The 17,178-nt window shown below is 56.1% G+C and carries 17 protein-coding genes; 13 read left to right on the forward strand and 4 right to left on the reverse strand.

The genetic code is table 11. The annotated features are described in order from the left end of the window. Positions 1 to 119: 119 nt before the first annotated feature. The 13 genes from AB7E06_RS11040 to AB7E06_RS11100 all read left to right on the forward strand — a co-directional run bounded on the left by AB7E06_RS11040 (position 120) and on the right by AB7E06_RS11100 (position 12,848). On the forward strand, positions 120 to 1,295 hold the full coding sequence (locus AB7E06_RS11040; protein ID WP_199827887.1) for a muconate/chloromuconate family cycloisomerase: 1,176 nt from the start codon (positions 120 to 122) through the stop codon (positions 1,293 to 1,295). A 68-nt stretch (positions 1,296 to 1,363) separates the two neighbouring features. Beyond that, complete coding sequence (catA, locus tag AB7E06_RS11045; protein WP_094196504.1) at positions 1,364 to 2,299, forward strand: catechol 1,2-dioxygenase; 936 nt, start codon at positions 1,364 to 1,366, stop codon at positions 2,297 to 2,299. Positions 2,300 to 2,424: 125 nt separating this feature from the next. Further along, entirely contained in the window at positions 2,425 to 3,120 is a 696-nt protein-coding gene (locus AB7E06_RS11050; RefSeq protein ID WP_094196505.1) for a 3-oxoacid CoA-transferase subunit A, read from the forward strand. Positions 3,121 to 3,146: 26 nt separating this feature from the next. Continuing rightward, positions 3,147 to 3,815: a 3-oxoacid CoA-transferase subunit B gene (locus AB7E06_RS11055; protein WP_199827888.1), complete on the forward strand. Its 669-nt coding sequence runs from the start codon at positions 3,147 to 3,149 to the stop codon at positions 3,813 to 3,815. After that, positions 3,812 to 4,615, forward strand: coding sequence for a 3-oxoadipate enol-lactonase (gene pcaD, locus AB7E06_RS11060; protein ID WP_094196507.1), 804 nt, complete (start codon positions 3,812 to 3,814; stop codon positions 4,613 to 4,615). The genes AB7E06_RS11055 and pcaD overlap by 4 nt, the downstream gene beginning before the upstream one ends. Positions 4,616 to 4,648: 33 nt before the next feature. Continuing rightward, positions 4,649 to 4,924, forward strand: coding sequence for a muconolactone Delta-isomerase (gene catC, locus AB7E06_RS11065; RefSeq protein ID WP_009454559.1), 276 nt, complete (start codon positions 4,649 to 4,651; stop codon positions 4,922 to 4,924). 422 nt (positions 4,925 to 5,346) lie between these two features. Further along, entirely contained in the window at positions 5,347 to 6,510 is a 1,164-nt protein-coding gene (locus AB7E06_RS11070) for a benzoate/H(+) symporter BenE family transporter (RefSeq protein ID WP_094196508.1), read from the forward strand. A gap of 13 nt (positions 6,511 to 6,523) precedes the next feature. Continuing rightward, a complete protein-coding gene (locus AB7E06_RS11075) occupies positions 6,524 to 7,786 on the forward strand; it encodes a GTPase (protein ID WP_094196509.1) in 1,263 nt (420 codons plus the stop codon). Next, entirely contained in the window at positions 7,786 to 9,327 is a 1,542-nt protein-coding gene (locus tag AB7E06_RS11080) for a GTPase (protein ID WP_094196510.1), read from the forward strand. Before AB7E06_RS11075 ends, AB7E06_RS11080 begins: the two co-directional genes overlap by 1 nt. Positions 9,328 to 9,693: 366 nt before the next feature. Beyond that, positions 9,694 to 10,536, forward strand: coding sequence for a ZIP family metal transporter (locus tag AB7E06_RS11085; RefSeq protein WP_230018805.1), 843 nt, complete (start codon positions 9,694 to 9,696; stop codon positions 10,534 to 10,536). Between the two features lie 55 nt (positions 10,537 to 10,591). Then, positions 10,592 to 10,825 (forward strand): hypothetical protein, encoded by a 234-nt coding sequence (locus tag AB7E06_RS11090; protein ID WP_427956958.1) that lies wholly within the window; start codon positions 10,592 to 10,594, stop codon positions 10,823 to 10,825. Between the two features lie 97 nt (positions 10,826 to 10,922). Continuing rightward, positions 10,923 to 11,537, forward strand: a complete 615-nt coding sequence (locus AB7E06_RS11095) for an ATP-binding cassette domain-containing protein (RefSeq protein ID WP_094196511.1) — start codon at positions 10,923 to 10,925, stop codon at positions 11,535 to 11,537. A 201-nt stretch (positions 11,538 to 11,738) separates the two neighbouring features. After that, a complete protein-coding gene (locus AB7E06_RS11100) occupies positions 11,739 to 12,848 on the forward strand; it encodes a class II histone deacetylase (RefSeq protein WP_427956962.1) in 1,110 nt (369 codons plus the stop codon). A gap of 43 nt (positions 12,849 to 12,891) precedes the next feature. Here AB7E06_RS11100 and AB7E06_RS11105 read toward each other — a convergent pair whose 3' ends face one another. The 4 genes from AB7E06_RS11105 to AB7E06_RS11120 all read right to left on the reverse strand — a co-directional run bounded on the left by AB7E06_RS11105 (position 12,892) and on the right by AB7E06_RS11120 (position 16,955). Beyond that, positions 12,892 to 13,827, reverse strand: coding sequence for a helix-turn-helix domain-containing protein (locus AB7E06_RS11105; protein WP_427956965.1), 936 nt, complete (start codon positions 13,825 to 13,827; stop codon positions 12,892 to 12,894). A gap of 248 nt (positions 13,828 to 14,075) precedes the next feature. After that, complete coding sequence (locus AB7E06_RS11110) at positions 14,076 to 14,687, reverse strand: superoxide dismutase (RefSeq protein WP_108728702.1); 612 nt, start codon at positions 14,685 to 14,687, stop codon at positions 14,076 to 14,078. A 54-nt stretch (positions 14,688 to 14,741) separates the two neighbouring features. Further along, entirely contained in the window at positions 14,742 to 15,221 is a 480-nt protein-coding gene (locus AB7E06_RS11115; protein ID WP_094196515.1) for a hypothetical protein, read from the reverse strand. A 303-nt stretch (positions 15,222 to 15,524) separates the two neighbouring features. Beyond that, positions 15,525 to 16,955 carry a hypothetical protein gene (locus tag AB7E06_RS11120; protein ID WP_108727389.1) on the reverse strand — a complete coding sequence of 477 codons (1,431 nt, stop codon included), beginning with the start codon at positions 16,953 to 16,955 and terminating at the stop codon, positions 15,525 to 15,527. Positions 16,956 to 17,178: the final 223 nt, after the last annotated feature.

Below are 17,178 nucleotides of genomic sequence, written 5' to 3' on the forward strand. Positions count from 1 at the left end.
ATTGATGGGGTTTAGTTTCTTGATTTTTAATATTTATATCAGAAACTATACCCATAAGGTATAGAACTAGACCTATTTAGTCTTGGAAATAACGGGCCTGCTTCGTGTTCAATCAAGCCATGGAACACACGCGATCTTCTCAACTATTAGCAACTCCGGCCCTGATCGAACGGGTGGAGACTTTGCTGCTGGATCTGCCTACGATCCGTCCTCATCAATTGGCGATGACGACCATGCAAGGCCAGACTTTGATGCTGGTGCGCTTGTACTGCTCGGACGGTACGGTGGGTGTCGGCGAGGGCACGACCATTGGTGGTTTGGCCTACGGCGCCGAGTCGCCCGAAGGCATGAAGCTGGCCATCGACACCTATTTCACCCCCTTGTTGCTGGGCGCCAATGCCAATGCCGTGCCTGCCATCATGGCCCGCCTGAATACGGCGATTCAGGATAACCGTTTTGCCAAAAGTGCAGTGGAAACGGCCCTGTTTGATGCCTTGGGCAAGCGTACGGGTCTGCCGGTTTCGCACCTGCTGGGTGGCCGCATGCGCGAGAGCCTGCCCGTGGCATGGACGCTGGCTTCCGGTAATACCGCCAAGGATATTGATGAAGCCGAGCGCATGTTGGCGCAGGCTCGTCACCGTATTTTTAAACTCAAGATTGGTCGCCGCCCGGTAAAGGACGATGTGGCTCATGTGGCGGCCATCAAGAAGGCGTTGGGCGACCGTGCCGACGTGCGTGTGGACGTGAACATGGCCTGGAGCCCCTTGCAGGCTCAGCATGGTTTGGCGGGCTTGGTTGATGCAGGTTGCTCCCTGGTAGAGCAGCCGGTGCGGCGAGCTGATGCGCTGGCCGATCTGAAGGGGCGCTTCCCGATTGCCTTGATGGCCGATGAATCCCTGACCGGCCCGGCCTCTGCCTTTGCGCTGGCCCGTGACTGTGCCGCTGATGTGTTCGCCATCAAGATTGAACAGTCCGGTGGTTTGCGTGCGGGCTTGCAAGTCGCCGCGATTGCCGAAGCGGCTGGTATTGAAGTGTATGGCGGCACCATGCTGGAAGGCGCGATCGGTACGATTGCGGCAGCTCATGTGTTTGCCACAGTGAACCAGTTGCAGTGGGGCACTGAGTTGTTCGGGCCTTTGCTCTTGACCGAGGAAATTCTGGCAGAGCCACTGAATTACAGCAATTTTGAATTACAGATACCTCAAGGGCCGGGTTTGGGTATCGTACTGGACGAGGATCGTGTCCAGTATTTCCGTCGCGACAAGACACACATCAGTGTTGGCTCGGCTGCCTAGGCGCAATAAGAAGCCAGTCGTAACGGCTTTGCTTGGAACACTTTTTTCAGGATATTAGGAGACACAGAATGAGCGTAAAAATTTTTGATACCCCCGATGTACAAGACTTCCTGCGTTTGGCCTCTGGCCTGGATCAGCCCGGTGGCAATCCACGCGTCAAGCAGATCATGCACCGCATCATCAGCGATCTGTTCAAGACCATTGAAGATCTGGAAATCACCAATGACGAGTACTGGGCAGCCGTGGCTTACCTGAACCGTTTGGGTACGGCCAGCGAAGCCGGTTTGCTGTCTCCCGGTCTGGGCTTTGATCGTTTCCTGGACATGCGCATGGACGCCATGGACAAGGAACTGGGTCTGGACAACGGTACCCCTCGCACTATTGAAGGTCCTTTGTACGTATCGGGTGCGCCTGTGGCCCAAGGTTTTGTTCGCCTGGACGATGGTTCCGATACCGCCGGCGAAACCCTGATCATGCACGGCGTTGTGGCCGGCGCTGACGGCAAGCCTATCGCGGGTGCCCAGGTTGAAGTCTGGCACGCCAATACCAAAGGTTTTTATTCGCACTTTGACCCCACTGGCGAGCAACAGCCCTTCAATATGCGCCGCACCATCATTACCGACGAAAATGGTCGCTACAAGTTCCAGAGCATTGTGCCCAAGGGCTACGGCTGTCCTCCGGATGGTCCTACCCAAGGCTTGCTGAACGAGCTGGGCCGTCACGGTAACCGTCCTGCGCACATTCATTTCTTTGTGACCGCTCCTGGCCACCGCAAGCTGACCACGCAGATCAACATCGACGGCGATCCGCTGGTGTACGACGACTTCGCCTACGCCACTCGCGACGGTCTGGTACCACCACTGACCGAGCACACCGATCCTGCCCGCATTGCTGCTGAAAACCTGGATGGTCCGTTTGCAGAGATCGTGTTTGATATTTCCTTGACCCCCTTGGTCGATGGCAAGGACAACCAGATCGTGAATCGTCCACGTCTGGCTGCCTAAGTCTTGCTGTAGCCCAGCGCCTGTGTTTGCCTCGTCAAACCAGGCCCTGGGCTGACTTGTTTTTGCTGTGCCTGACGTAAGGGCTAAGCCCATCCGTAGCGTCAGTGCTTTATACGGAGAACGGAGTGATCGATAAACAGGTAAGCAGTGTTGCACAGGCTTTGCAGGATGTGCAGGACGGCGCCACGATTCTGGTCGGTGGTTTTGGAACGGCTGGCATACCCACGGAGTTGATCGACGGCCTGATCGAGCAAGGCGCTCGTGACCTGACCATCGTCAACAATAACGCGGGTAATGGCGATGTGGGGCTGGCGGCTTTGCTTAAAACAGGCCGGGTACGCAAGATCATTTGCAGCTTCCCCCGTCAGGCTGATTCCTGGGTATTTGATGACTTGTATCGCAGCGGCAAGATCGAGCTGGAGTTGGTGCCACAAGGCAATCTGGCCGAACGATTGCGCGCCGCCGGTGCGGGTATCGGTGGCTTTTTCTGCCCCACAGGCTATGGCACAGAACTGGCCAAGGGCAAGGAAACACGTTTGATCGATGGTCGCTGGCATGTCTATGAAGAGCCCATTCATGGCGATGTCGCCCTGATCAAGGCCGAGCGGGGGGACCGTTGGGGGAATTTGACCTACCGCATGGCGGCGCGCAACTTTGGTCCGGTCATGGCGACCGCGGCTCGCACCACCATTGCCAGTGTGTTTGAGCTGGCAGAACTGGGAGAGCTGGACCCTGAAACCATTGTGACGCCCGGCATTCACGTGCGCCGCGTCGTAGTGGTGCCACGCAGTCGCACAGAAGCAGGTGGGTTCAAGGCATGAACGGACAGAGCATGAAGGGGGACAGCATGACGCTTACTTATCAGCGCCGCAGTAAAGACGAATTGGCGCAGCGCGTCGCCCAGGACATCCATGACGGCGCTTATGTGAATTTGGGTATTGGCATGCCAACCCTGGTGGCCAACCATTTGCCCGCTGGTGTGGAAGTGGTGCTGCACAGCGAGAACGGTATTCTGGGCATGGGCCCGGCTCCGGCAGCCGGGCAGGAAGATTACGATTTGATCAATGCGGGCAAGCAGGCGGTCACGCTGCTGCCCGGTGGTGCGTTTTTCCATCATGCGGACAGCTTTGGCATGATGCGTGGCGGCCATCTGGATATTTGTGTGCTGGGCGCTTTTCAGGTGTCGGCAACCGGGGATCTGGCCAACTGGAGCACGGGCGAGCCTGGCGCGATTCCGGCTGTGGGTGGCGCTATGGATTTGGCGATTGGCGCGAAACAGACCTGGGTCATGATGGATGTACTGACCAAGCAAGGTGTCAGCAAACTGGTTGAACAATGCAGCTACCCCTTGACTGGCTTGGCTTGCGTCAAACGTGTGTATACCGATTTGGCGACCTTGGCTTGCACGCCAGAGGGTTTGCAACTGATTGATCTGGTGCCCGGTTTGACCCATGAAGCACTGGAAGAAATGATTGGTTTGCCCATTGCCGTGGCAATGCAAGGAGAGGGCCAATGACGGTCAGCCCCAGCGCCTTGAATACCGAGCGGGGCATGTTTCGCGTCAGCGTGCAAGGTGATCCGCTGGCCCCGGCCCTGATTCTGAGCAACTCCTTGGGTACCACCCAAGAAATGTGGGACCCGCAGGTGGCCGGTTTCGCCCAGTCCTACCGTCTGATTCGTTATGACACTCGCGGTCATGGTGGCAGCCCGGTCACTCCCGGCCCATATCGCTTCAAGGATTTGGGGCGTGATGTGTTGGCGATTCTGGACGCGTTGGATATTGAACGCGCTGCGTTTTGCGGCTTGTCCATGGGCGGTCACACTGGCTTGTGGTTGGGGGTGAATGCACCGGAGCGTTTGAATGCGCTGATCGTGTGCAATAGCGCGGCCAAAATTGGTACCGCTCAAGCCTGGCAGGAACGTGCCCAAGCGTTGCGTCAAAGTGGTGCCGCCCAGATGCGTACTCTGGCGGACTCGGCCCCTTCGCGTTGGTTTGGGGAGGCTTTCATTCAGCAATCGCCGGAGTTGGTCAAAGCTATGCAGGATGGTCTGGCCAAGCTGAACCCACTGGGTTATGCCGCCTGCTGCGATGCCTTGGCCGAGTCGGATCTGCGAGATCAGATCAGCCGTATTGCGGCACCGACTTTACTGGTCGCCGGCGAGTGGGATCCCGTCACGACGGTGGCCGATGCCCAGGCCATGCAAGCCAGTATTCCTGGCTCCAAAGTGGCTGTTGTACCGGCCTCGCACTTGTCCAATCTGGAAGCGCCCGAAGCCTTCGAGCGCGCCATACTGAATTTTTTAGCCCAGGCCTAAGTGCCCGAGCGCTTGTTTTTAGAAAGGAACACCATGCTTTATCTGGTTCACATGATTGTTGATATCCCTGACTCCCTGCCTGCCGAAGAGGCTGCCCGTATCAAGGCCGAAGAAAAAGCCTACTCGCAGGATCTGCAGCGTTCGGGCAAGTGGCCGCATATTTGGCGCGTGGTGGGTCAGTACGCCAACTACAGCGTGTTCGATGTCGAGAGCAATGAAGAGCTGCACAATTTGCTTAGCGCTTTGCCTTTGTTCCCTTATATGCAGATTTCCGTGACTCCCTTGGCAACGCACCCGTCGGCTATTTAAGTTTTACAGAAGTAAAAAGGGCCCCCACGCTGCGCCTTCGGCTTGCGCTCCACCTCGCGGCCTGCATGCCGCTCGGATTCGCCAGGCACACAGCAGTCCGCAATGGACTACTGTGTGTCCCGGCTCATCCCTGAGGGAGCGCTTTTTACCGGGGGCGCCGAGCCTTGGGGCGGCCCGGCGCTGAAAAGGGCCCCCACGCTGCGCCTTCGGCTTGCGCTCCACCTCGCGGCCTGCATGCCGCTCGGATTCGCCAGGCACACAGCAGTCCGCAATGGACTACTGTGTGTCCCGGCTCATCCTTGAGGGGGCCGCTTTTCCCTTGGGGCGGCCCAGCGGTAAAAAAACTCAGGCTGTGATCCCAGCGCAGTCTGAGCACCGAGTACAGTTGAGAGTTCAAACAACAAGACTGGGGAGACAAATCGATGGGATTGAAAAGTGGATCGGCGTCGGTCTGGGTGGCTGGGTTTTTGTCGGTGTTGATTGCCTATGCCGGGCCTTTGCTGATCTTTATTCAGGCTGCACAAGTAGGCCGAATTGCCGATGCAGAGCTGATCTCCTGGATCTGGGCGATTTCCATAGGCGCCGGTTTGAGCGGTTTGCTCCTGAGCGCGTATCTGAAGCTGCCCATTATTACGGCCTGGTCCGCGCCGGGCACGGCCTTGCTGCTGACCCTGTTTCCAGGCATCACCATGCCTGAAGTGGTGGGGGCGTATCTGAGCGCCGCCTTGATTATCGTCGTCATTGGTCTGACAGGCGGTTTTGAAAAGATTCTTTCCTTCATCCCCAAAGGCATTGCTGCGGGCATGATGGCTGGCATTTTGCTTCAGTTCGGTATGGCGGCGTTCAAGTCCAGCAGTGACATGCCCGCCACCGTCCTGGTCATGTTGGCGGTGTACTTGCTGGGTAAGCGTTTCTTGCCGCGCTACGCGATTGTGCTGGTGGCCTTGTCCGGATTTGTGATGGCCATGCTCACCGGCCAAGTGCATATGGAAGCGTTCAAGCTGGAGCTGGCCCGCCCGGTTTGGGTTAGTCCGGAATTCAATATCGCGACCTTATTGAGCCTGACTTTACCCTTGGTGCTGGTCAGTTTGACGGGGCAGTATTTGCCCGGCATGGCGGTCTTGCAGTTGGCGGGCTACCCCACGCCATCGCGTCCTGTGTTGGCAGGCACCGGCTTGGCCTCGATGCTGGTGGCCTGTTTTGGTGGCATCACCATTGTGCTGTCGTCCATTACCGCTGCCTTGTGTACGGGCAAGGATGCCCATCCTGATCCGGATAAGCGTTATGTGGCCGGTATGGCCAATGGCGTGTTTTATCTGTTGGGTGGCACCTTTGCCGGCTCGATTGTGTATTTATTCACCGCTTTGCCCGCCTCCTTGATTGCAGCCTTGGCGGGCCTGGCCTTGATTGGGGCCATTGTGGCCAATGTGCGGGTGATGGTCAGCGAAAGCGGCTATATCGAGCCGTCTGTCATCACATTTCTAACTACCGCATCCGGTATGAGCCTGTTTGGACTGGGCGCCGCATTTTGGGGCGTGGTGTTTGGCCTGGTGGCGTATCGCTTGCTTGGGTCCAGACATAAGTAAAAAAGGAAGAGACATGAATCAGTTGGCACTATCCCTTGATCACATATTGGAGCCTGTGCTGGCCGTGTTGCCACAGCGCCGTTGGGATCTGGATCGCTTGCGCGTTCTCTTGCAATTGAATGTGCCGCCAACGGTGACCGTAGTTGGTAAATACAATCATGGCAAAAGTCGTCTGCTCAATGAGTTGATGGGCAGTGATGTTTTCAATGTGGCGGACCGTCGCGAAACCGTCGCGCTGGCCGAGCACGTGCATGAAGGCGTGCGCTGGCTGGATGCGCCGGGTCTGTATGCAGACGTGGCCTTGCAGGATGATGCCCTGGCACGTGAAGCTATGGGTTTGCAGGCGGATATTCGCCTGTTCGTCCACGCTGCCAAAGAAGGTGAGCTGGACGCCTTGGAAAGCAATTTGCTGCAAGAGCTGGCTGCGGATCATCAGCGCTCGCAGCGTCAGAACCTGATGGTCATCAGCCAGATTGACCAGTTGGCCGATGACGAGCAGCAAGAGAAAGTGTTGGGCGCCATTCAGCAGCAGTGTGCCGGTGTGACGTTGCATCCGGTGTCCAGCACCCGCTATCGCCAGGGGCGTGAAGGTGGCAAGCCGCGCATGCTGGAGAAAAGCGGAATTCCGGCTTTGCAGGCTTCTTTGGAAGCCGCCTTGACGCGTGTGCCGCAAGCCCGCGAGTTCGAGCGCGAAGCCTTGCTGACCGAGCTGACACAAGAATTGAATGCCTTGCAGCAAACGCAAGAGCAAAGCCTGCACAGCCTGCAGCAGACGCAACAGCAGCAGCACATTGATTTTGTTGAAGGTCTGCGCAAAATTCTGGAAGGCATCGCAAAGGATCTGGAGCCAGTGGTCAATGCGCCCGGTGTGGATCATTCTCTGGTGCCGGATACCTTCGAGTTTGGTTTCAAGATGACGGCAGGCAAGCAAGAGCGTGCCCGTTTGCAGATTGCCTATTCGCGTGCGTGTATTGCGATCAATGGTCACCTGGTGGAGTACGGTGCCGTAGGCTTGCCAGCGGCGCAACGTACCTCGGTGCGCAGCATGGATACCGTCATGATTGCGGTGATGGGCGTGTCGGTGAAGTACCGTGCTGACCTGCGCCGCATCTTCTGCGAACAGGCTGGGCGCGACAAGCTGGTTCAGGACTTCACCCATTATTTTGACGTCTCGGATGGCCGTGTGGCCTTGGAAAAGCAGATCGAAACGACTGAAAACCAGCTTGAGCAAACGCGTCAGGCTTTGGAAAGTCTGTCCACATTGGAGCATGCCTAATGTCGGTGGAAAGCACGTTTATCAAGGCGGTTGCGCAGCTCAATCCTGCCAGTCAGGATAGGCAGCCTGCTATTGCCAGGATGGAGCAGTGGCTGGCGGATTTGGGCCAGACGACCGTGGCGCAATCCTTGTCCGGCACGGCTTTGGTCGAGCAGGGCACCTTGGCGCAAAGTGCTCAACAATTAAATCAGCAACTGCAGGCACAAAGAGAAGCCTGGGCGGCTTCCTGGTCGGCATTGGCACCAGCGCAGGAGTTGGCGGATCGTTTCCGCGATCGCATCATGTTGCTGGTGTTTGGTTCTTTTAATGCCGGTAAAAGCTCCTTGTGTAATTTCCTGGCGGACCGCTTTCGTCGTCAGGGTCATAGCGTGGATTTTTTTCGTCTGGCCGATGGGCAGATGCAGCCCATGCCTGAAGGTTTTCAGGAAGGGGCAACAGAAACCACCGTTGCCTTGCAAGGGGTATGTCTGGGCGAGAAGCTGGTTTTGCTGGATACCCCCGGTCTGCACTCGGCCAATGCGCATAACGCTGCTTTGACACAGCAGTTTCTGGAAAGCACGGATGCGCTTTTGTGGTTGAGCAGCTCCAGCGCACCGGGGCAGGTTCAGGAACTGGGCGATTTGCTGGTGGAACTGCGCCGCAACAAACCCTTGCTGCCGGTAATTACCCGCAGCGATCGCATCGAAGAAGATGAGACCGACGACGAGATCGTCAAAGTGCTTTGTAATAAGACAGCGGATAACCGCCAGTTGCAGGAAGAGGACGTGATGACACGGGCGGCGCAGGCTCTGAACCATTGGGGATTGAGCCGTGATTTGCTCAAACCCGCTTTGTCCTTGTCCGTGCATATGGCGCGTAGTCAGCAGGACGAAGATCAGGGCTTGGAACAGGCGGGTTTCGAGCGTTTGTATCTGGCCGTGCAGAACCTGCTAACGCCTGCCCTGGCCTACAAGCAGCGCAAACCTGCCGAGCTGCAATTGCACCATATTGAAGAGGCGATTCTAAGTCCTTTGATGCAAACGCTGGAGCAGGGCGCTGCTCAATTGCGTCAGCGTATTGAAGAACAAACGGTAGTTTTGCAAGGAGCCGTACATGTCCTGACCGAAGGCACCTGGCGGCGAGTGGTGCCCCAATTGCCCGAGGTGCTGGAAAAGCATGCCGCCCAGCAGGATGTGGCTGCTGTACGTACCGAGCTTGGACAGAACATAGGCAAGGCATTTGCAGAGCTAAGCCAGACGGTTCTGGTCAACTTTCAACTGACCCAGCCGGACGTGCCGACACTGAATCTGCCTGCTCATATTGGCTATGAAGTGTTCCAGGAGCAGGGGGAAGGGCAAGCGCCGCTGATCGACTACAACCGCCTGTACATGAGCTTGAATGACGTGGTGATGAATGGCGCTCAGGAGCTGGCGGAACAGGTAGTGGAGCAGGCTGAGCAAAGCCTGGAACAGCTCAAGCAGGAGCTGATTGGCTTGGAAAATGCTGTGGCTGATCAGGCCCAGGCTTTGGAGGCGATCAAGCGTCAATTGCACGCGGCGTGAGGTAGCATTAAATCGGTTTTGCATTGCCATGCAAAACACAGAAAACCGGCTGGATAGCGGTTAAACCTCAAGCTGATTTCATGGATTGTGGCTTATTTGTTGAAATGCTAATGAGAATTGTTAGCATTTCGATATTTGTGTTTTAAATCGAAGGTGAAGTCGCTATGATGGTTTGTATAGCATCCACGCCTTAGCCAAGAGCCGTTTTACGGCTTTTGGTGTCTGTACTAGGTAAACCTGGATTGCGTAATTTTCTGGGGGCGCACGGCGATGAAACCGAAAACAAGCCACTACTTTTTACCTAATAAAGGGACTTCGCCTCACTGGCACCAACACCTGCGTCTATGGATTGGACTGATCATCTCCATGGGCGGCATCTGGGCGCTCTGTCATCAGTTCTGGCTATATGCACAAGATCACCCGGTGGTCTTGCAGGCCCTGCTAGGCGGTTCCATCGCAGCGTTGGCCACGGCACTGGGCACGGTGCCTGTCATGTTTTCTCAAACCATGTCGCAGCGCACCCAGGATACGCTGTATGGCTTTGGGGCAGGGGTGATGCTGGCCGCTTGTGCCTTCTCCTTGGTTTTGCCGGGTCTGGAAGCGGCAGAAAAGCAGCAGGTGTTTGGCGGTGGTGCCTGGGGGGCGGGCTTAGCAGTGGGCTTTTCCATCTTGCTGGGGGCCGCGGCCTTGATGCTGCTCGATCGCATCCTGCCGCACGAGCATTTCATTAAAGGGCGCGAGGGGCCCGGTAATGCCTCATCGACCAAGCTGCGCCGTACCTGGCTGTTTGTGATCGCGATTATGCTGCACAACTTCCCAGAAGGTTTGGCCATTGGTGTGGGCTATGTGGGCAATGAAGGGGTGCGCGCCAATGCGCTGGCCACGGGTATTGCCATTCAGGACGTGCCTGAAGGCTTGGTAGTGGCGCTGGCCTTGCTGGCCGCCGGTTACAGCCGTACTTTCTCTGTTGTGTTGGGCATGGCCAGTGGTTTGGTTGAGCCGGTCGGTGCGGTGCTAGGGGCAGTGGCAGTCAGCAGTTCGCTGGTGCTTCTGCCTTTTGGTCTGGGCTTTGCGGCGGGTGCCATGCTGTTTGTGATCAGCCACGAGATCATTCCCGAATCGCACCGGCAAGGACATGAAACCTTTGCGACCGGCGGTTTGATGATCGGTTTTGTTTTGATGATGTTGCTGGATACTGCTTTAGGATAAGCAGGTTCGCAAAAAAAATAGCCTGAACAAGCTCGTCTTGTTTCAGGCTATTTTTTTGGCTTTGGCTTTGGCTTTGGCTTTGGCTTTGGCTTTGGCTTTGGCTTTGGCTTTGGCTTTGGCTTTGGCTTTGGCTTTGGCTTTGGCTTTGGCTTTGGCTTTGGCTGTAGATCCGCGCATGAATGCCTGGCAAGATTGTTCCCGACAAGGTTTTTGCTTTATTTCTGCTGAACCCTGCATGGTCACGGCGCAGCAAGCAGCCCAAACATCAGTTAATAAAGACCTATACTAAGGCGCCTGTTTGGGGCAGCCCCGAACTTATTTTTTTATCCCGCCTCGGCACAGCATCTTGTATCTGTCCAGGCGCTTCTTTAGTAGTGATTTCCAGCATGCTACGCATAGAAAATCTCAGTAAAAACTATGGCGACTACCCCGTTTTCAAGGGGCTGACTCATACCTTTCAGCTTGGCTGCGTGGCGCTTTGTGAAGAAGACAGCACCGGCAAATCCACCTTGCTGAACATTATTGCTGGCTTGCTCGAACCAGATGCAGGCGAAGTGTGGATAGACGGGTATTCGCTGATGAAAGCGCCCCAACAAGCCCGCGCCCGTATGGCCTATGTTCCCGATAACTGCCTGCTGTTTCCGTCTCAAACAGGCCGCCAGTTGCTGGAGCAAGTGGCCGCTGAAAAGAAAACCCGTGTTGATGACATTGCGCTGGATCTGGCCTACCGGCTAGGCCTGGAGCCACACTTGGACAAGCGTTTTGAGCAGATGTCCACAGGAACGCGCCGCAAGGTGTTTCTGGCGGCAGCGGCTTTGGGTGCGCCGGCTGTGATCATTGCCGATGGCCCCAGCAATGGCCTGGACACACAGGCTCGTGCCGCTTTGGCAGAGCAATTCCAGATTTGGTCACAAGACCGTGTTGTGCTGTTTGCCAGTCACGATGCGGAATTGGTAGAGGCCTGTGGAGCACACAGCATCAATATTGCCGAGCTGGTGTAGTCCTTGGGCAGTGCCCGTCATCTATCAGTCAATCAGCTTCAAGAAAGAGGCAGAGGACGCTTTGGAAAACGAGCGTCCTCTGCTTCTTTTTCTGTGGGTAGTTTCCTGATCAGTTCATAAATTCGGCAATCCTACGGATTCTTTCAGTTGTCCAGATCCCTACTATGGTTAAGCCAAACAAACCAAAACAAAGGAGACGACATGGCAACAGGATATATTTGGAACACTCTTTACGGCTGGGTAGATACCGGTACGGGCAGCCTTGCCTCGGCTAATCTGGGTGCCCGTTTACAGCCGATCAGCCACCACCTGGCTCATCCCGATACGAAGCGCCGCTTTCACGAGCTGGTTTGTGCCTCCGGTCAAATTGATCATCTGAGCAGCATCCAGGCCAAGCCTGCACGCGACAAGGATATTTTGCGTGTACACACGGCCGAGCATCTGGAAAACATGAAGCGTGTCAGTGCCTTGCCAACTGGGGGGGATACAGGTGATGGCGTTACCGCTATGGGGAATGGCGGACTTGAAATCGCCATGCTTTCCGCCGGCGGCGCGATTGAGATGGTCAAAAAAGTGGTCAGCCGTGAAGTGAGCAATGGCTATGCCTTGGTGAATCCACCCGGCCATCATGCGCCTCGTGCCGGTGCGATGGGTTTTTGCATTTTCAATAACACCTCGGTGGCCGCAGCGTATGCTCGCGAGGAACTGGGCCTGGATCGTGTCGCGATTCTGGATTGGGATGTCCATCACGGCAATGGAACCCAGGATATTTGGTGGAATGATCCGTCGGTGCTGACTATCTCCTTGCACCAGCACTTGTGTTTTCCGGCCAATAGCGGCTTCACGACTGAGCGTGGTGAGGGTGAAGGCCTGGGCTACAACTTGAATATCCCTCTGCCTCCTGGCGGCGGGAATGCCGCCTACCTCTATGCCATGGAAAAAGTGGTGTTACCTGCGCTGCGCGCCTATAAACCGCAGCTGATTATTGTGGGTTCGGGCTTTGATGCCAGCATGATGGACCCGCTGGCACGCATGATGGTGACGGCTTCCGGTTTCCGGCAAATGGCGCGTCAGGTGGTCGATTGCGCCGAGGAAGTCTGCGAAGGTCGTATCGCCTTTGTGCAGGAGGGTGGCTATAGCCCGCACTATCTGCCATTTTGCGGTCAGGCCGTGATTGAGGAACTGACAGGCGTGCGTACGCTGGCTGATCCTTATGCGGAGTTCCTGGGCGGGATGGGTGGCGACACGCTATTGGACGCGGAACGCGCCTGCGTCGATGAGGCCGCAGCCCTGTTGAGCGGACTGCGTTAATTCCTGATGTGCCAGTGTTAAGCGGCGTCCCGGATCGTGTCTCTTAATGGCACAGTCCGGGCACTGCCGCCAGGATCGCACCCTGCGTATCCGGCACATACCAATGATTCAGAGCCGCTGTGACAGCGGCTTCTGTTCGTCGGGTAATGCCCAGTTTGCGAAGTAAAGACGTGACATGTGAATGCACGGTGCGTTCGCTTAAAAACAGGCTGGCGGCAATTTCCCGGTCGGTGTAGCCCGTTACCAACCAGCCCAGCACCTGCATTTCCTTGGCACTGAGCGCAGCGGGCAAGGGGGCGGGCAGCAGTCGCACCAGAACATCGCCCTTGGGAAAGCGCTGCGCTTGCAGTCGATAGCTTCGTTTGCCTTCCAGCCAGAACGCTTGCAAGGTCGAGGTTTCCTGGCTCATGAAGGACAAGGCTTTAGCCAGTGCGGGGCTGAACTGGGAAGCGTCAGGGAGCATGTCCTCACGCATGATCAGCCCGCCTGCCTGTGGCACCAGATGCAAGACGATGCCGTTTTGCGAGACCATGTTCTGCATGGCCTCTTCCAGCAAGATTTTCGCGCCCAGCGCCAGTGTGCGGACATGGCGATTGAAGCATCCTGCTTGTTGGGAAGAGAAGTGAATCATTCCCAAATACGAGTCCCCGTGCTGTAGTTCTACCGTCATCCCATCCTGAAACCCGCCACGCAGCAGGGCATCGGTATAGATGGCAGTACTGCGAAAGGGTGGATCCATGGTGTCCGAGCACTCGGAAATAGAAGGCGGCAGCAAATCGTGCGGAGAGGCCTGTGCTGTAAAGCCCGGTGCGTAGATTTGTGGAAAGCCGGTTCCCAAGGCCGACGCGCAGTTCAGGTTATAACCTTCGCAATGCAACTCCAGATGGGCACGGCTTTGCGGTGCACACCCCAGAAGCTGCACCGCATCGAAGTGAAACAGGGAACGCAGGGATTGAATACGATCGCCGAGACTGAACATGGCAGGGCCTGAGGATAAGTATGGTAAGGGTGCTAACAATCAACATAGCCTTTGGTGATTGAGAGCGCAATTGGGCCAAACCCAGGCTTGGAAGTGGTTCCGAGTATGGATGCATCCCCAAAGCAAAAACCCTCCAGAAATGGAGGGTTGCTTGAAAAAGGCGGCAAGCCAAACTGCTTGATACCGCCCATCTCCGGGCGGGGAGATAGCTTAGGGCAGGTGGTAAAACGACCGGCGGCAGAACCGTCTTATTTAACGGCTTCCAGATATCGTCTTAGCACTTCGGGCCAGTTGATCACATTGAAGAAGGCGGCAATGTATTCAGGCCGGCGATTCTGGTATTTCAGGTAGTAGGCATGCTCCCACACGTCCAGACCCAAAATGGGCGTGTTGCCGTGCATCAGTGGGCTGTCCTGATTGCCGGTGCTCTCTACCACCAGTTTCTTTTCCGGGGTGACACTGAGCCAGGCCCAGCCACTGCCAAAGCGTGAGATTGCTGCTTTGGTAAAGGCATCCTTGAATTGTTCGAATCCACCGAGATCCCGGTCTATGGCCTGGGCCAGGTCCTTGGGAATAGTGGTATCGGCATCCGGTGTCATCACCGTCCAGAACAAACTGTGGTTGGCATGGCCGCCGCCGTTGTTGCGCACCACATTGCGTACGGATTCGGGCAGGGTGTCCAGCCCAGCAATCAGCTCATCAATAGGCGGGTACGGTAAGTTGGCTGCTTCCAATGCCGCATTCAGATTGTTGATATAGGTCTGATGATGCTTGCTGTAGTGAATTTCCATGGTCTGGGTGTCGATATGGGGTTCCAGAGCATGGTAGGCATAAGGCAGGGCAGGTAAGGTGTAAGACAAAACGCACTCCTCGATAAACCCCCGGCCAGCGGTGCCTGGGGGACAGATTGAAACTTAATGAGAAAAAGAGCGTTCCTGCGGGCTGACGGCTCCTAAGAAAAGGGCAGAGCAGGTGGGGACATGATGGGGGTAGCGACGCGCATAGCGCGCCAGCTCGGCATAGGTGCGTCGGCTGTGTTGCCAGGCGGCCATGCGCCAATCATCGGCCAGGTGCGTGTTGGCCGCCGCCCAGCACAAGGTTTCGTGCGCGGTACACAAGAGCAGGCCTTGTTCGTCACTTTGATCTAGCTGTTCGCAGGCATCGGCCAGATTCAAATGGGCAATGACCCAGGCGGCAATGGTGGCGTCGGCCCCTTCACAAGCGCCAAACAGCAGCGGTTTTACATAGGCGCGGGCCTGTTGGTAGTGCGCGATGGCATCGGTGTAATTGCGAGATTGAAAGGCCTGGTTTCCCTGCGTAATCAAACTACGCCAAGAGGCGAGCTCGTCGCGTTGGGTAAGAGCGTGTTGGGGCTGTTGGGTAACGGTCTGCATGCTTTGCTCCTGATAAAAGGTAGCGCATCAATAATGAAATTAATGATAATGATTTGCATTTATATTATCAAGGAAATCCAAAAAGCAAATCGTAAGCAGATCAAACGTCAGTTGGAAAGGAGCAGGGCGGGGGCGCTGAAGCCAGTGGTGCTGCGGCTTTTCGGGCTTGGTTGACGTGTTTAGGTGTATACCCTGTAGCGCCCGGATGCTTGTTCCAAATCAAGTTCACGTCGGCTATAGGACAAGAAAAAAGGCTGAAAGCCCGGGGGCGTTCAGCCTTGATATCAGTTTGTCTGAATCGTCTTAACGACGTTTTACTGACAACTCATATTCCATATCCTGCTCGTAGCTGCCCAAGGACATGGCTTTGACTTCGTAGTCGCCCGCTTCCAGCTGGACTTCCAGACGGGCATTCATATCGCCGCCGCTATCATCGTCTTCGGCAACGGTTTGGCCGTCTTTGCGCAGTACCAGGTAGGTGTCAAAGATAGGCGAAGTCATATCAATGATGTAGCTGCCAGGCTGGCGCACGGTCAACTGGTAGCTGTCGCTGGTGATGCCTTGCAGCATCAGTGCCTGGCGGGGTTCGCCTACACGGATGGTGCCGCCGCCGGCATTGGCAGGGACGTCATCAGCCACGGCGGACAGGGCAAACAAACCGGCTTGATTGGCGCCAGAAATCTTCACCTGGTGTTCGCCTGCAGCCAGTACGCCACGGACGCGTTGTTGGCCGGCTTCATCGCCGTATTGGTTGGCGCTGGTGGAATCCACTTCCATGGTGGCTTGGAAGCCTTGGGCGTCCATGAGCACCGTCACCAGTTTGGGTTCGGGCAATGTGAAGCTGTAGGTTTGGGTCTCACCGGTAAACAAGCCGCTTCTGCCTTCGCCGTCCAGCACCAGGCTATCGCCATTTTTCAGCTCGACCTCGCCAGTCATTTCCTCTGGCTTGATCTGCAGCGAGAAGCCACCCTGGAAGTTTTGCGAACCCATGGCCGAGCTGGCCTGCACAATGTATTCACCGGCTTTCAGGTAAACCTGCAGGCGTGCATCGGTGCCGCCACCGTTGTCATCGTCCGAAGCCAGTTCCATGCCACGACGGTCCATCAGTTTCAGATAGGCATCCAGGCTGTTTTGCTCGGCCTTCATGGCCAAGCTGTACAAGCCGTCTTTGTCAATATTCAAGCGGTAGCGTTTTTGACCTCCCAATGCCCAGTCATGAATAGTCTGGTCTGGGGTCAAAGGCTCGCCTGTGTAGGCTTTCAAGGTGTCGGCCATAATTTGGAAAGGGCCGAAGGAGCTGGTGTTAAAGCCGCTGATCACCACCTGGTAGGTGTCGTTGAAATCAGCCTTGAAGCCCAGTGTGGTGGCTTGACCCTTGGTTTCGCTCTCTGGGCAGTCCTCACAGCGCTGGGTACGTGTCACCAGCTCGCCGTTTCGCAGCACAGTGATTTGTGGGCGTAAGGGACCGGTGACGCTGATCTTGATAAGTTGGCCCGCTTCGGCTTTCACATCAAACAGGCTACTGCGCACGCCATCGCTCAGGTTCAAAAAGCTTTTGCTGGTTAGTTCGCCAGAGACAGATTGGCCCAATACCAGGGTTTGGGCAGCATCGACGGTGCTGGGGGTACTGACCGGGCCGCTTGTCGGTACGGGTACGTTTTTGGCGTAGTAAATAGCGCCACCGGCGCCGATGGCCACGCCCAACAGGGCTGCAAATAAGGTAGTTGGCTTCATGATCTCTGAAGAGTAGCTAAAAGAGTAAGGCACCGATAAGCCGGCGATGGTTAGCGGGCGATTGTACTGGAGCTAGGACAATGAGCGCACACTGTCGTAATCATATGTTACGAACTGGACCGGAGTTTCGGGTTGACTGCTGAGGCGTGAATCAATAACTGGATTCGCTTGTTGGCCCGGCCCCACCTTGGGAGCAAGGGCCGTCTTAGCGTACTTTGTTACG

It is taken from the genome of Alcaligenes sp., assembly GCF_050255915.1.
Taxonomy (GTDB): Bacteria; Pseudomonadota; Gammaproteobacteria; order Burkholderiales; family Burkholderiaceae_B; genus Alcaligenes; species Alcaligenes aquatilis.

Excerpts from the sequence above, each read along its gene's own strand:
- AB7E06_RS11040 (WP_199827887.1), top strand. The coding sequence starts at position 120 with ATGGAACACACGCGATCTTCTCAACTATTAGCAACTCCGGCCCTGATC.
- catA (WP_094196504.1), top strand. The coding sequence starts at position 1,364 with ATGAGCGTAAAAATTTTTGATACCCCCGATGTACAAGACTTCCTGCGT.
- AB7E06_RS11055 (WP_199827888.1), top strand. The coding sequence starts at position 3,147 with ATGACGCTTACTTATCAGCGCCGCAGTAAAGACGAATTGGCGCAGCGC.
- pcaD (WP_094196507.1), top strand. The coding sequence starts at position 3,812 with ATGACGGTCAGCCCCAGCGCCTTGAATACCGAGCGGGGCATGTTTCGC.
- catC (WP_009454559.1), top strand. The coding sequence starts at position 4,649 with ATGCTTTATCTGGTTCACATGATTGTTGATATCCCTGACTCCCTGCCT.
- AB7E06_RS11070 (WP_094196508.1), top strand. The coding sequence starts at position 5,347 with ATGGGATTGAAAAGTGGATCGGCGTCGGTCTGGGTGGCTGGGTTTTTG.
- AB7E06_RS11075 (WP_094196509.1), top strand. The coding sequence starts at position 6,524 with ATGAATCAGTTGGCACTATCCCTTGATCACATATTGGAGCCTGTGCTG.
- AB7E06_RS11080 (WP_094196510.1), top strand. The coding sequence starts at position 7,786 with ATGTCGGTGGAAAGCACGTTTATCAAGGCGGTTGCGCAGCTCAATCCT.
- AB7E06_RS11085 (WP_230018805.1), top strand. The coding sequence starts at position 9,694 with ATGGGCGGCATCTGGGCGCTCTGTCATCAGTTCTGGCTATATGCACAA.
- AB7E06_RS11095 (WP_094196511.1), top strand. The coding sequence starts at position 10,923 with ATGCTACGCATAGAAAATCTCAGTAAAAACTATGGCGACTACCCCGTT.
- AB7E06_RS11100 (WP_427956962.1), top strand. The coding sequence starts at position 11,739 with ATGGCAACAGGATATATTTGGAACACTCTTTACGGCTGGGTAGATACC.
- AB7E06_RS11105 (WP_427956965.1), bottom strand. The coding sequence starts at position 13,827 with ATGTTCAGTCTCGGCGATCGTATTCAATCCCTGCGTTCCCTGTTTCAC.
- AB7E06_RS11115 (WP_094196515.1), bottom strand. The coding sequence starts at position 15,221 with ATGCAGACCGTTACCCAACAGCCCCAACACGCTCTTACCCAACGCGAC.
- AB7E06_RS11120 (WP_108727389.1), bottom strand. The coding sequence starts at position 16,955 with ATGAAGCCAACTACCTTATTTGCAGCCCTGTTGGGCGTGGCCATCGGC.